This window comes from Bacillus sp. SSR7, assembly GCF_055902415.1.
In genome coordinates this window covers 150,983-164,605 of sequence record NZ_JBVVXV010000008.1, presented here as the reverse complement: position 1 = coordinate 164,605, position 13,623 = coordinate 150,983, and the positions used below count along the sequence as shown (strand labels likewise).

Genomic DNA, 13,623 nt, shown 5'->3' with positions numbered 1-13,623 from the left:
ATAGATAAAAAAATCACCTTACTTCAACGAGTAAGGTGATTTTTCATTAAATAAACAATCCAGCGATTGTCGCGGATAAAATAGAAGCAAGTGTTGATGCAAATAGCATTTTCCAACCGAATTTAGAAACAACGCTTCCTTGCTTTTCAGAAAGGGCACGGATTGTACCAACGATTGCACCAATTTGGCTAATACTTGCGAAGCTAATTAAGAATACTGTAACGATTCCAACTGTACGTGGAGCTAATGTTGTAGCTGTGTCTTTTAAATCAAGGATTGCTACAAACTCGTTTAAAACAATCTTCGTACCCATAATACCACCAGCTGGGATAATATCTTGAGTTGGAATACCCATTAAGAATGCGAATGGAGAAAGTACGTAACCGAAGATTTGTTGTAAAGTAACAGCATGTCCCATTGCGCCTGAAGCTGCACTAATTACGTAGTTTACAACTTCCATTACACCAATAAAGGCGATCATTAATGCAGCAACGATACCAGCTACTTTTAAACCATCAAGCGCACCGTTAATCATTGCGCCGATAAAGCTGTCTCCGAATAGAGTTCTATCAAATTTTTGAATCACTTCATCTTCTTTTTTCGTATCAACTGGTGTTAATAACGAACAAACGATTAAGCTTGAGAATAAGTTTAGCGGAAGAGCTGCTAGTACGTATTTTGCATCTAACATCATTACGTATGATGCTGTAACAGAAGCAGAAACGGAGCTCATCGCAGAACAACAAATGATAAACATACGGTTTTTATTGAAATGCTGTAAATCGTTTTTAATAACGATTAACGCTTCACTTGAACCGAAGAATACAGAGTTTACTGCGTGGAATGACTCAACGCGTGGCAAACCAGTAATTTTTGAAATGGCACCGCCGACAACACGAACGATGAATGGTAAAACACCTAAATAACTAAAGATTGAAAGTAGTGCTGAGAAAAATACGATAATTAATAATACGTTTAAGAAAAAGACAAAATCTCTTTGAATTCCATTAAAGAGAAAATCGACACCTGTTGTACCAAGTTTAATTAGTTTGTTGAAAACTTTACTAATGAAAATAATGATTTGTTGACCAACCTTTGTAGCAAACATAAACCAACCGATTAAAATTTGGAAACCAATCATAATTGCAATTGCACGGAAGTTGATTTTACTTTTATTGTTTGACAAAGCAAAACATAAACCTAACACGGCAATAATACCGATAATGCTCATTACATATTGCATGTAGTTGCCCCTTTCAGAAGTTCGTATAAAGTTTGTACATAAAACGCTCGTTGTATTACTAAAAATAAAACAAAGAGGTTTTATGTCATACGTAAGATGTCTGACCTTTTAGAAAAATAAAAATAAAAAAAGACCCATATGGATTCACTTTCATCTATGAGAGAAAGCTAATCAATATGAGTCCTTTTTTGCACATAGGCTAATATTCATTAGTTTTCCCCATAGTCCAGCAATTTAAGGTTGCCGGGTAGAAACTCTCGATCCATATTATCAAGTATATATGAGGTAACATCGTCCGTATTAAATTAGTAGTAGCGTAACATTAACAGAGAACTATCGTCAATAGCTTTTTTTCTTCCAATAGAAAAAGACCATATAAGTATGATAAAATGTAACGCAGTGTTATGAAAAAGAGAGGTCGGAAAATGAGTACTAAAATGACGCCACCAGTTGAGAAAAACGAGTTTATAGATGTAGTATTTGAAGATTTAACACATGATGGTGCCGGTGTTGCGAAAGTAAAGGGATATCCTATTTTCGTTAAAAACGGATTACCAGGTGAAGAAGCGCAAATTAAAATTATTAAAGTGAAGAAAAACTTCGCATTTGGTCGTTTAATGAAGCTTCATACAGAAAGTCCATATCGTAAAGATGCTGAGTGCCCAGTATATAACCAGTGCGGCGGTTGTCAGCTTCAGCACTTAACTTATGAAGGACAATTACAAGCGAAAGAAAAACAAGTACGTGACGTTATGCAGCGCATTGGAGGACTAGATGATGTTCCTGTTCATCCTGTACTTGGCATGAAGAACCCGTGGGTATACCGCAATAAAGCACAAGTACCAATCGGAGAACGTGAAGGTGGGCTTGTAGCTGGTTTCTATCGCCAAGGAACGCATGACATCATTAATATGGAATCATGCTTAATTCAGGCAGAAGAAAACGATACATTAATTCAAGAAGTAAAACGTATTTGTGAAAAGCACGGTATCACTGCATACAACGAAGAGCGTAATAAAGGAACACTTCGTCACGTAATGGCTCGTTACGGACAAGTAACAGGAGAAATTATGCTGGTCTTCATTACACGTACAGCAGAATTACCGAACAAAAAAGCAATCATTGAAGAAATTGCAGCGAAATTCCCAAAAGTAAAATCAATCGTTCAAAACGTAAATACGAAGCGTACAAACGTAATTTTCGGAGACAAAACGACAGTACTATACGGATCAGAATATATTTATGACTTTATCGGGGACATTAAATTTGCGATTTCAGCACGTTCATTCTATCAAGTAAACCCAGAACAAACGAAAGTGCTATACGATAAAACGTTAGAATACGCAAAATTAAACGGTAACGAAACAGTAATTGATGCCTATTGCGGAATCGGATCAATCTCTTTATTCCTAGCGCAAAAAGCGAAAAAAGTGTACGGCGTTGAAATCGTCCCAGAAGCAATTGAAGACGCAAACCGAAATGCAGCACTAAACAACATGACAAACGCTGAATTTGGCGTAGGAGAAGCAGAAGTAGTCATTCCAAAATGGTACAAAGAAGGCGTAATTGCTGACACAATGGTCGTAGACCCACCACGTAAAGGTTGTGACGAAGCATTACTAAACACAATCATCGACATGAAGCCAAACCGCGTCGTATACGTATCATGTAACCCAGCAACATTAGCACGTGATTTAAAAGTACTAGAAGAAGGCGGATATAAAACACAGGAAGTACAACCTGTTGATATGTTCCCGCATACGACTCATGTGGAGTGTGTGGCTTGGCTTAAGTTAGTATAATAGGAAAGCAGTTGATATAGAAAAAATCTATACCACCTGCTTTTTGGTTTACAAAAATACCATTCATAAGCGATTTTAGTTAAAATAAATATTGCTGATTTTCACAAATTATAAATTGAGATTTTGAAATTGTATTCATAGTGAGAGGATTTGAATTTGAAATGATAGATAATTTTTGGCGTGAATTACCACGACCATTTTTCGTACTTGCACCAATGGAAGATGTGACAGACGTTGTTTTCCGTCACGTAGTAAGTGAAGCTGGTCGCCCAGACGTATTCTTCACAGAGTTCACAAACTCAGATAGCTATTGTCATCCAGAAGGTATGAAAAGTGTACGTGGCCGTTTAATTTTTACAGAAGATGAACAACCGATGGTAGCACATATTTGGGGAGATAATCCTGAATATTTCCGTCAAATGAGTATTGGTATGGCAGAGTTAGGATTTAAAGGTATTGATATTAATATGGGTTGTCCTGTACCGAACGTAGCATCAAGAGGAAAAGGTAGTGGCCTTATTCTACGTCCAGATGTTGCGGCAGAACTTATCCAAGCTGCAAAAGCAGGCGGACTACCTGTCAGCGTAAAAACACGCCTTGGCTTTAAAGAGTTAAGCGAATGGGAAGATTGGTTAACGCATATTTTCAAACAAGATATCGCAAACCTTTCTATTCACTTACGTACAAGAGAAGAAATGAGCCAAGTAGATGCGCACTGGGAGCTAATTCCGGAAATTAAAAAATTACGTGATCGTATTGCACCAAATACACTTCTAACAATCAATGGAGACATTCCTGACCGTAAAACTGGGTTGGAACTTGCTGAAAAATATGGCATTGATGGCGTAATGATCGGACGAGGAATTTTTAAAAATCCATTTGCTTTTGAAAAAGAACCAAGAGAGCATAGCAGTAAAGAACATCTAGATCTTTTAAGACTACAACTTGATTTACAAGATCAATATGCAGAAGTATTACCACGCTCCATCACAGGACTACATCGCTTCTTCAAAATTTATGTAAAAGGCTTCCCAGGAGCTGCTGAACTAAGAAATCAATTGATGAGCACAAAATCAACGGATGAAGTACGTGCATTGCTTGATAAGTTTGAGGCGAGTGTTAATGTGGTAGAAGGTAGTGAAACGGTGTAACTCCCCGAAGTAGAGGGAAATGGATTCTATTTATTTAGTTTTGCGTTCTTTTGTAGAGCGTAATAGAAAGAAGACAATTTTATCCCGCTTTAATGGGCAGTAAGACCCCCCACCTCAAATTTCAGCGAAAGCAAAGAAGTTAGGTGGGGGTCGGGCTGCCCATAAAAGCTCGATTGGTGAGGGCTGATAATCAGTGGGGGATGAAGAAAACCCCCACTGATTAAAGTTTCACTTTATAAATGTATTGAACTAAACAACACCAATATGTTCTCGCTTATATGCTGTATATATGGAGTTTGTAGCTGGTATGTAGAGATAGTTTAAATAGACAGATGGGAATCTTAACTCAGATGAGTAGGGATTCCCATCTGTTTTTTTATTTTAAATTAGCTGAGTTGTATCATAAGTAAATAAATTCTTGGGACTGAAAAATCTTTTATGACCTTTAGTAATAACAACGTATTTATCTTGCAATTTAGTAATAAAAATATTAAATGATTATGCAAATAATTCCTATATTAAATCTATAAAAACCATTATAATAGTGAGAAATATGAAATATTTTGTCGAATTAGTAATAAATACATAGTAAAATGATAGTATTTATTGGTTTTAAATAAGGATTAAAATTTGAATATAAATGGATAATTTCAATGAAATGGAGTTCGTTTTTATGTTGAAGGAACAAACGAGGTATTCTCGACTTGCGAATATAACTAAAATGATTAATACAAAGCTGGATTTGCGTGAAGTTTTAGAGCAAGTCACAATAGCAATTTCTGAAGAAATCGTTCAATGCGATTCTGTGGGTATTTATTTGCCGCAGGAAGATGGGACTTTTAGAGGGTATGTAGGAAAACCGGAAGTTATTAATGGATGGACGTTGGATATGCATGTCATTGATACAGACATTGACCTGCTGGCGAAAGAAGTAATTGAAACAAAAAAAGCCATCTATATACCTGATACATCAAAGGATAGCCGGCCAGATCCGAGAGCAGTGGAAGGGTTTCGAATTAAATCTTTATTCGTCCTTCCTATCTCTTTTGAAGAAGAATTATTTGGTTTAGTTTTTTTATTTGATTATGGAATTCCAATGAATTTAACAGAGTCAGAAATTCAAACTGTTGAAGCATATGTGAATATGGCGGCCGTTGCTATTCAAAATGCGAATAATTTAACTCATAAGGTAAACCTTATTGCTGAAAAACAGCTCTTGCTAGATGTGACACGGGATTTATCTATGTGTTCTTCTATGCAGGAAAGTCTTGATACTTGTTTTTCCTATTTAGGAAAAGTTTTAGACAATTATAATATCGGGATTCATTTACTGGATCCTTTAGCTAAGAAGATAATTAGACCGGTGAAGTTAAGTAAGGATTCAGAATGGAAAGAAGAAGATTGGATTAAGACACATGATAAGATAAAATTTGATAAAAGTAATGATAGAGTCACGCAAGAGGTCATTGAAACAAAAAAGCCAATCTGGATTCCGGATGTTTATGCAGATCCGCGCCCAAATCATGATGTTTGCCGTAATTTTGGTATGAGGGGACTCTTTATGTTGCCATTGGTTTCAATGGGAGAGGTATTAGGGCAAATATCTGTGGTCAACCTAGGAGATAGTAATTTCAATTATTGTGAAGCGCAAATACAGCTTTCACAATCTATTGTTGATGCAACTGCTTCCACGCTATCAAACCTTTTATATATGGAAAAACAGGAGATTATTATCGAAGAGAGGACCTCAGAAATTACGGTTAAAAATAAGGAACTGGAACGAGTAATAACTGAATTACAGCAGCTTAGCCGTGAGAAGGAATTGATTCTCAATTCTGCTGGAGAAGGAATTTTCGGTTTAGACCTTGATGGGAATATTACCTTTTGTAACCCAGCTGGTGCCTCCATGTTAGGTTATGATATAAAAAATGAATTAATAGGAAAACCGTCCAGTATGGTTTTTAACGGAATTGAAGCAGGAAAGAAAAAGCAGGTGGCCTCAGGTTGCGATGGGAATTGGAATCTTTACGATAAAACTGAGCAGTTTTTTAGAAAAGATCAATCCTGTTTTCCGGTGGAGTATGTCATTTCCTCTATAAAAGAAGGGAATGAAATTGTCGGAGAAGTCGTTACCTTTAAGGATATAACCCAAAGGAAACAAATGGAGGAAGAAATAAAATATCATGCTTATTTTGATAGTTTAACAGATTTACCTAATAGAGTTCTACTAAAGGACAGGCTAACTCAAGGGCTGACATATGCTCAATTACATGCTGAAAAATTAGCAGTTCTGTATTTGGATTTAGACAGGTTTAAATTTGTGAATGATACGCTCGGGCATAGCTTCGGTGATCTGCTGTTGCGAGAAGTTGCAAATCGTTTAAGTGCTTGTGTTCCTAAAAGTGCTACGGTCTCGAGACAGGGCGGGGATGAATTTACTATCTATTTACCGAATATCAAAAGTGAAAAAGAAGTGTTAAAGGTAGTAAATTGTGTCATTGATTCTTTTTCAAGACCATTTCAGTTAGTAGATAATGAAATCTATATGAAAACGAGTATTGGTATTAGTATATTTCCTGATAACGGTGATACGACTGAGATCTTAGTTAAAAATGCAGACACGGCTATGTACAAATCGAAAGAAATATCAGGAAGTAGCTATCATTTCTTCAGTGAAGGAATGGATACTAGAACTTTTGAAAGCATCAAGCTAGAAAATGATTTGTATAAGGCATTGGAGCAGGAAGAACTTGTGATTTATTACCAACCGCAAATAAATGGTAAGACGAATAAGATTGAGGGGGTAGAGGCTTTAATTAGGTGGAACCATCGAGAACATGGGATGATACCGCCTGATAAATTTATCCCAATAGCTGAAGAAACTGGATTAATAGTCCCGATCGGTGAATGGGTTCTAAAAGAAGCCTGCAGGCAATTAAAGAAATGGCACGATCAAGGTTTCCCATTAATTAGTATGTCTGTGAATTTATCTGCACGTCAATTTGAACAAAGTGATTTATTTGCCATGGTCAAAAATGTTTTAGAGGAAGTAAATCTATCCCCGAGGTATATACAACTAGAACTCACTGAAAATTTAATTGTTAAAAATACGGAATCAACTTTAAAAACAATGAAGAAATTAAAAGGTCTAGGAATCAACCTCGCTATTGATGATTTCGGGACTGGTTATTCATCTTTAGGTTATTTAAAAAAATTGCCTATTTCAACGTTAAAAATTGATAAATCCTTTGTACAGGACATGACAAAAGATGATGCAGCTATTACGAATACTATTATTACGCTGGCTAAGAATTTGAACCTTGATGTTATTGCTGAAGGTGTTGAGACAAAGGAACAGGTCGAATTTTTATCTGCACGAAATTGTTATTTAATGCAAGGGTATTTTTTCAGCCGTCCTACGATAGCTGAAGACATCGAAAAACTTTTTTTAATAGAGAAATAAATTAAAAATGAATGGAGAATACAAATGAGAGCAGCCCGAAATGTATTAGAATATTTAATAGCTAATGAAGTTAAACATATATTTGGTATCCCAGCCGGTTCTGTAAATGCATTTTTTGATGAGCTATACGATATGCCTGACTTAACACCAATCGTAGCAAAGCATGAAGGAGCAGCATCCTACATGGCTGCCGCTTATGCTAAATATACAAATCAGCTAAGTGTGTGTATTGGTTGTAGCGGACCAGGTGCTACAAATCTTGTAACAGGTGCTGCTAATGCTATGCGAGAGCATTTACCTGTTTTATTCATTACAGGTGCTGTACCTATGAATACGGTAGGCTTAAATGCATCACAAGAATTAGATGTAGAACCAGTCTTCAGACCTGTTACAAAATATAGCGTTACAGTTAATGATGTAAAGGACGTACTTAAAGAAGTCGCAATGGCAATTGAAATTGCTATATCCGGAGTACCAGGACCTGTACATGTTGCGATACCGATTGATATTCAACATGAAAATATAGAAAGTGTTGAAATACCGCCACTTCCTAAAAGACTTCCTATTGTTCCTGATCTAGGCACAATAAAAGAAACAGCTAGAGAATTGGTAAAAAGGGATAAGGGTTATATCTTTGCAGGACAGGGAATAAGAAACTCTGTTGAGTCATTAATAGAGCTAGCAGAACTACTGAATTGGCCGATTATAACAACTCCACAAGCAAAGGGATATATCCCTGAGGACCATCCGCTTTTAGTCGGAGTGTTTGGATTTGCTGGTCATGAGGCTGCTTCCGCATTGATTAATGAAGGGGATGGAAAAGCATTATTGATTGTGGGCTCCAGCTTAGGCGAAACGGCGACAAATAATTATAATGGAAATTTGATAAAAGATCGTTTCTCTGTTCAAATGGATTTTGACCAATCTGTCTTTAATCGGAAGTACAAAGTGGATATTCCAGTACGAGGCGATATAAATTTAAGTTTATTATTGTTAATAGAAGAATTAAAAGCTTTAGGGTTACAAAAGGAAAGTACTGCGCTTACCGTTGAAAAGAAGAAAGAGGAAGAAAATACGGAGGAATATAATACGAAAAATGTTCTTCTGAATCTTCAAAAATGTTTACCGTCAAATACTAGGTATACGATTGATATTGGTGAATTTATGGCGTATGTTATCAACCACATGAAGGTAGTAGATATTGACACCTATAATATTAATGTACATTTTGGTGCAATGGGAAGCGGGATTGGGTCTGCGATTGGCTCAAAACTGGCTGAACCAGAGCGTCCGGTTGTATGTATTACGGGTGATGGCTGCTTTTTCATGCACGGATTGGAAATATTGACGGCGAAGGAATATAATTTACCTATTTTATTTGTTGTGATGAATAATGCCCGTTTAGGAATGGTATATCACGGTCATTCATTACAATTCCGTAGAACTCATCCATCCTTTGAACAGGAATCAATCAATATTAGTGCAATGGCCGCAGCTATGAATATACCAAGTTATAGAGTCAATGAATTAGAAGATATCAATCAAGATGTTATAAACGGCTTAATGAATTCAAATGGGCCAGCAATTCTAGAGGTTGCCTTAGTTGATAATAATACTCCTCCTATGGGAGATAGAGTTAAATTTTTATCGTCTTTTGGAAAATAAGGTTGTTTTATTCACTAATAAAAAAATCATATAGGGATTTCCTATATGATTTTTTTATAAAGATTGATATGAATCGTGAATTACCTTAAGAATTGTTCCGATGATCTGCCCTTTAAATTCGTCTGGAATTGCTTCTCCAGATGGATTTGAGTAATTGTAACATCCCGCCCTTTCATCGCAAGAGAATCCAAAGTTTGTTAATGATTGCTTTAGGTCCTTCGGCAATTCTTCTAATCCAGTTTGTTCAGTGAAATAGTCAGTAGGAAAAACCTTTACATCGATATCCCCTAATCCAGTATGAACAACAAATAAGTCTTGTTCATCCCTAATAACCCACTGATCTTTAGAAAATAAAGAAATTCTTGCCCCTTCTAAAGAGGATATTGCATCTAGGTTAATACCAAAAATTTGATTGATAAGTTGGCGGATTTCTATTCCTGTGGCCTTTCTTCCGTAATGGGTGAGAGTAGAATCTATGGCCATTATAGCAATATTCTTAGTTGAGGAACCTGCTCTTGCCATTATCCATTCTTTTGATAGGACAGGCTTAGTTGTTAAATCAAATTTGAAAATGGACATTACAATGTTACAAATATCGGTACTGGTTATTTTTCCTTGGTGAGAATCAAGATGTTTGTCCATTAATTCTACTTTGTTCACTCGGTCTACACCTTTTTCTAACATTTACCAAAAACTCCAATCATAAAAGTAAAGTATGTTTTTTTATCAATAACATAGAAAGAGTTGAAAAAATTCTTGCCCTTCCGCTAAAAATATAGACTGGATATTCTCCACTTAACTGAAAGCCCTTAAAACGCTGTTATTCTATTATACTAATTAATACCTGTGTATTGTTATAAAAAAATAATATAGGTAAGGGTGACTCAAAAAGTATTCAAATCTCTTCGTAGATTTAATCCCACAAGCATTAATCCACCTAAGACTACAAAACCTCCCTCTAAAATGTTAAAGTAGTAACTTGACGACATTCATTTATACATGCTAAAAGCATTACTATAATCAACATTTCAGGAGGAAACCCAATGGCAATGAGCAACAACGATATATTAAAAAGAGTACGATACGCTTTAGATATAAAAGACATAGATATGGTAGAAATCTTTAAACTTGGCGGGATGGAAGTAACGAAAGAAGACGTAGTTGATATGCTTACCAAAATAAAGAGAGCTCCTCAGCATGAAGCTGAAAATGATGAGGTAGCTGAAGATGAGTACGTATTAACATGCGATATGATGATGTTAGAGGCATTTTTAAATGGATTTATTACTTTAAAAAGAGGAAAACAAGATCCGAAACCAGGGCAGCCTGCACCTGTACAAAGCAAAGAGAGTGCCAATAATCTTCTTTTAAAGAAAATGAAAATTGCACTATCTTTAACGAGTGAGGATGTACTTGATATATTAGATAGCGTGGGCGTTACGGTAACAAAAGGAGAGTTAGGCGCTCTGTTAAGAAAAAAAGGCCATAAAAATTACAAAGAGTGCGGCGATAGATACGCAAGGAACTTCATTAAAGGATTAGCTGTAAAGTATAGAGGATAATGAGTTCGTTAAAGCAGTAAATGATATAATAGGTAGAGTAGGACGTTTGTATCCTACTCTTTTTTATTTGTAAAATAATACGTTAGGTGATGAAATGGTACATACATATTTAGGTGAGACAATTAACTTTCATATAACTTATAAGAAGAAAAAGTCAGTGCGTCTTTTTGTAGATTCGTACGGAAATGTGGAAGTACAGGCTCCGAAAGGGACACCTGTTGAATACCTAGTCCAGTTGCTAGAGGAAAAGTGGGATTGGATTCAGACAACTCGTAAGGAAATGGCGGAGCGAGCGCGTGGACCACAGGAAAAGGATTACGATCAAGGAGAAGGCTTTTTGTATTTAGGGAATACGTATCCGATACAGATTTCCCAAGATGCAAGCATTGAGCAAGACAATGCAATTTTTGAAGAGGATAAGTTACATATTTATGTGAAAGAGCTTAAGGATGAGAAAATACAACAAGCTTTAAAACGATTTTATTATAAGCAGTGTAAAACTTTAGTAGAGAAGAGCATTAAAGCGCATCAAAGTAATTTCAAAACAAAACCACGTTCTATTCGTATTACAGATAGTAGTCGTACTTGGGGTACTTGCGATTCGAATTTACAACTAACATTCAACTGGAAGCTAGCAATGGCACCACAGCGGGTAATTGATTATGTAGTCATTCATGAAATGTGTCATATGGTTCATTTAAATCATGATCGCTCTTTTTGGCGTCTTGTCGGGAAAATCATGCCTGATTATAAGGAAATGGAGAACTGGTTAGCATTATCTAGTTGGAAGATGACGGTTTAATTATTAATTTGGAATAAAATCAAGTAGAACCCTAATACATTAGGGTTCTTTTTGCATATGAATTATCTTCCGAACTTTACAATAAAAGTATCTTCTGTTTTTTCCATCTCATACCCACGATACCCCTCCGAAAGCAATGCCTGTTGTTTCCCAGCATCACTCATCAGAATATGCTTAACATCTGTCCAATCTCTTTCTTTATCACTGCGCAATTCCTTCACAAAAACATACCGCAGACTCCCACCATACTTTTCCTTCAGCACAGCAATCTCCATCCCTTGCGCAAATTTATCTTTCAAACTCGGAATGTTAAAAGGAGCAACGGTGCAGCATACATAATCATATTTGCTATCTTCTTTTTGCAATTCTTCCATAATGACTTTTGCTAATATTTTTTGCACCCCATTTCCTCGGCAGTTCGGATGAACGTTTGAGATTTCTTGATAGATGACGCGGTGCAGTTCACTTTCTGGTAAGCCGATATCAAGTCCTAAATGTTCATCGTCGATAGGAGGGACGAGTAGGGCACGAAATGCGATGAGTTCGTTTTCGATAAAAGCACCGATCATCATGCCATTTCCTTCTAGAATGTATTGAAATTCTTCTTGTGAAAGTGGTTGTAAACGGCTTTTATCTTCTAGTGCTTCAACTACAACGTTCTGTAGTAATAAAATTTGTTCGATGTGCTCTTTGGATAGTAATGTAACATGAAATGGATCGTTATTTTGTTTTAATGATCCTTTGTATAGAACTGTCATGCGTTAGTCCTCCTTTAGCGTAAAACGTCTTGAAATACAGTTAGTTCTTGTAGTGTATCTTCGTTTATTTCAATGCCGAGTCCGGGCTTTTCGTTTAAGCGAATGAATGGCACATCGTAATGTAAGTTTCCGATGTCTTTTGTGAATTTTAATGGTCCTGTTAACTCGACGCTCGTAATGATTTTTTTTGAGAAAGCGACATGGAATCCTGCGGAAGAGGCAACAGATGATTCGACCATTGACCCCACTTGGCATTCAATGCCGGCCATTTCAGCTTGATGAGCGAGCTTTACAGCTGGATATATGCCGCCGCATTTCATTAGTTTTATATTCACTTTATCAGCAGCTTCTAATTTAATAATTTGGCGCATTTCACGAGAACTTTTTAGTCCTTCATCAATCATAAGCGGGAGGTCTGTTTTAGAACGTATATGAGCCATGGCATCAATATCGTCCGCGATAACAGGTTGTTCAATCCAGTCAATGTTTAAATGTCCTAATGAACGTAGTGCTGTTAATGTGTTCGCGCTATTTTTCCAGCCTTGGTTTACATCAACGCGAATCGCAATATCATTTCCTACACGTTCACGTACCGCTTCAATTCTTTTTACATCTTCTTTTACATTTGTACCGACTTTCATTTTGAAAGATTGGTAACCTTTCTGAATCATAGAGAAAGCTTCTTCAGCCATTTCTTCTGGATCTGCGATACTTAAGACGTGAGTGACAGGAAATTCTTCATGGTAGCGCCCGCCAATTAATTGATATATAGGTTGATTTAGTTTTTTGCCCATTATATCAAAACAAGCAATATCTATTGCAGCTTTTGCAGTAGGAACACCGTAAATTGTATTGTCCATCATATCGTGCATTTTCTCGATATTCATTGGATTTTGCCCGATAAGAGCAGGAGCAAGTGTATATTTTAAAGTATGGAAAGTACTTTCCCATGATTCGCCTGTAACGTGATCATCAGCAACGCCTTCACCGTAACCGATAATGCCTTCATCTGTTTCCATTTTGACGATAATAGAAGGCATATCGGAATAAGAGCCATAACTAATAACAAACGGATTGCGAAGCGGTAAACGAATTGCATAAAGATGAATAGCTGTAATTTTCATTAGGTAGAGACCCCTTCCTGTTTACAATAGTTTTGTACATTTGATATAGTTGA

Annotated in this window: 10 protein-coding genes and 1 riboswitch; of the genes, 6 read left to right on the top strand and 4 right to left on the bottom strand. The window is 36.4% G+C overall.

Annotated features, from left to right (window positions below; all coding sequences use genetic code 11):
* Window positions 1-46: 46 nt before the first annotated feature.
* Entirely contained in the window at window positions 47-1,243 is a 1,197-nt protein-coding gene (locus tag AC0NJG_RS16330; protein ID WP_048553273.1) for a NupC/NupG family nucleoside CNT transporter, read from the bottom strand.
* Between the two features lie 202 nt (window positions 1,244-1,445).
* Window positions 1,446-1,547, bottom strand: a riboswitch (purine riboswitch).
* Between the two features lie 121 nt (window positions 1,548-1,668).
* On the opposite strand from AC0NJG_RS16330, the gene rlmD reads away from it, so the two are divergent.
* The 4 genes from rlmD to AC0NJG_RS16310 all read left to right on the top strand — a co-directional run bounded on the left by rlmD (window position 1,669) and on the right by AC0NJG_RS16310 (window position 9,324).
* Window positions 1,669-3,045, top strand: a complete 1,377-nt coding sequence (rlmD, locus tag AC0NJG_RS16325; RefSeq protein ID WP_087951973.1) for a 23S rRNA (uracil(1939)-C(5))-methyltransferase RlmD — start codon at window positions 1,669-1,671, stop codon at window positions 3,043-3,045.
* 161 nt (window positions 3,046-3,206) lie between these two features.
* Window positions 3,207-4,196: a tRNA dihydrouridine synthase gene (locus AC0NJG_RS16320; RefSeq protein ID WP_087951974.1), complete on the top strand. Its 990-nt coding sequence runs from the start codon at window positions 3,207-3,209 to the stop codon at window positions 4,194-4,196.
* A 673-nt stretch (window positions 4,197-4,869) separates the two neighbouring features.
* On the top strand, window positions 4,870-7,659 hold the full coding sequence (locus tag AC0NJG_RS16315) for an EAL domain-containing protein (RefSeq protein WP_087994631.1): 2,790 nt from the start codon (window positions 4,870-4,872) through the stop codon (window positions 7,657-7,659).
* Between the two features lie 24 nt (window positions 7,660-7,683).
* Complete coding sequence (locus AC0NJG_RS16310; RefSeq protein ID WP_088327789.1) at window positions 7,684-9,324, top strand: thiamine pyrophosphate-binding protein; 1,641 nt, start codon at window positions 7,684-7,686, stop codon at window positions 9,322-9,324.
* 54 nt (window positions 9,325-9,378) lie between these two features.
* Here AC0NJG_RS16310 and AC0NJG_RS16305 read toward each other — a convergent pair whose 3' ends face one another.
* The gene (locus tag AC0NJG_RS16305) at window positions 9,379-10,008 is read right to left on the bottom strand and encodes a hypothetical protein (RefSeq protein ID WP_087951977.1); all 630 of its coding nucleotides are present in this window, start codon (window positions 10,006-10,008) and stop codon (window positions 9,379-9,381) included.
* 359 nt (window positions 10,009-10,367) lie between these two features.
* On the opposite strand from AC0NJG_RS16305, the gene AC0NJG_RS16300 reads away from it, so the two are divergent.
* Together AC0NJG_RS16300 and AC0NJG_RS16295 are read left to right on the top strand one after the other, a co-directional pair.
* On the top strand, window positions 10,368-10,886 hold the full coding sequence (locus tag AC0NJG_RS16300; RefSeq protein WP_087951978.1) for a YehS family protein: 519 nt from the start codon (window positions 10,368-10,370) through the stop codon (window positions 10,884-10,886).
* Window positions 10,887-10,980: 94 nt separating this feature from the next.
* Entirely contained in the window at window positions 10,981-11,688 is a 708-nt protein-coding gene (locus AC0NJG_RS16295; RefSeq protein ID WP_087951979.1) for a M48 family metallopeptidase, read from the top strand.
* Between the two features lie 62 nt (window positions 11,689-11,750).
* Here AC0NJG_RS16295 and AC0NJG_RS16290 read toward each other — a convergent pair whose 3' ends face one another.
* A complete protein-coding gene (locus tag AC0NJG_RS16290; protein WP_087951980.1) occupies window positions 11,751-12,446 on the bottom strand; it encodes a GNAT family protein in 696 nt (231 codons plus the stop codon).
* 14 nt (window positions 12,447-12,460) lie between these two features.
* Entirely contained in the window at window positions 12,461-13,570 is a 1,110-nt protein-coding gene (locus tag AC0NJG_RS16285; RefSeq protein WP_087951981.1) for a mandelate racemase/muconate lactonizing enzyme family protein, read from the bottom strand.
* Window positions 13,571-13,623 lie beyond the last annotated feature (53 nt).

What these genes read in the sequence shown, in the direction of transcription:
- AC0NJG_RS16330 (WP_048553273.1), bottom strand. Translation starts at nt 1,243, where the DNA reads ATGCAATATGTAATGAGCATTATCGGTATTATTGCCGTGTTAGGTTTA.
- rlmD (WP_087951973.1), top strand. Translation starts at nt 1,669, where the DNA reads ATGAGTACTAAAATGACGCCACCAGTTGAGAAAAACGAGTTTATAGAT.
- AC0NJG_RS16320 (WP_087951974.1), top strand. Translation starts at nt 3,207, where the DNA reads ATGATAGATAATTTTTGGCGTGAATTACCACGACCATTTTTCGTACTT.
- AC0NJG_RS16315 (WP_087994631.1), top strand. Translation starts at nt 4,870, where the DNA reads ATGTTGAAGGAACAAACGAGGTATTCTCGACTTGCGAATATAACTAAA.
- AC0NJG_RS16310 (WP_088327789.1), top strand. Translation starts at nt 7,684, where the DNA reads ATGAGAGCAGCCCGAAATGTATTAGAATATTTAATAGCTAATGAAGTT.
- AC0NJG_RS16305 (WP_087951977.1), bottom strand. Translation starts at nt 10,008, where the DNA reads ATGTTAGAAAAAGGTGTAGACCGAGTGAACAAAGTAGAATTAATGGAC.
- AC0NJG_RS16300 (WP_087951978.1), top strand. Translation starts at nt 10,368, where the DNA reads ATGGCAATGAGCAACAACGATATATTAAAAAGAGTACGATACGCTTTA.
- AC0NJG_RS16295 (WP_087951979.1), top strand. Translation starts at nt 10,981, where the DNA reads ATGGTACATACATATTTAGGTGAGACAATTAACTTTCATATAACTTAT.
- AC0NJG_RS16290 (WP_087951980.1), bottom strand. Translation starts at nt 12,446, where the DNA reads ATGACAGTTCTATACAAAGGATCATTAAAACAAAATAACGATCCATTT.
- AC0NJG_RS16285 (WP_087951981.1), bottom strand. Translation starts at nt 13,570, where the DNA reads ATGAAAATTACAGCTATTCATCTTTATGCAATTCGTTTACCGCTTCGC.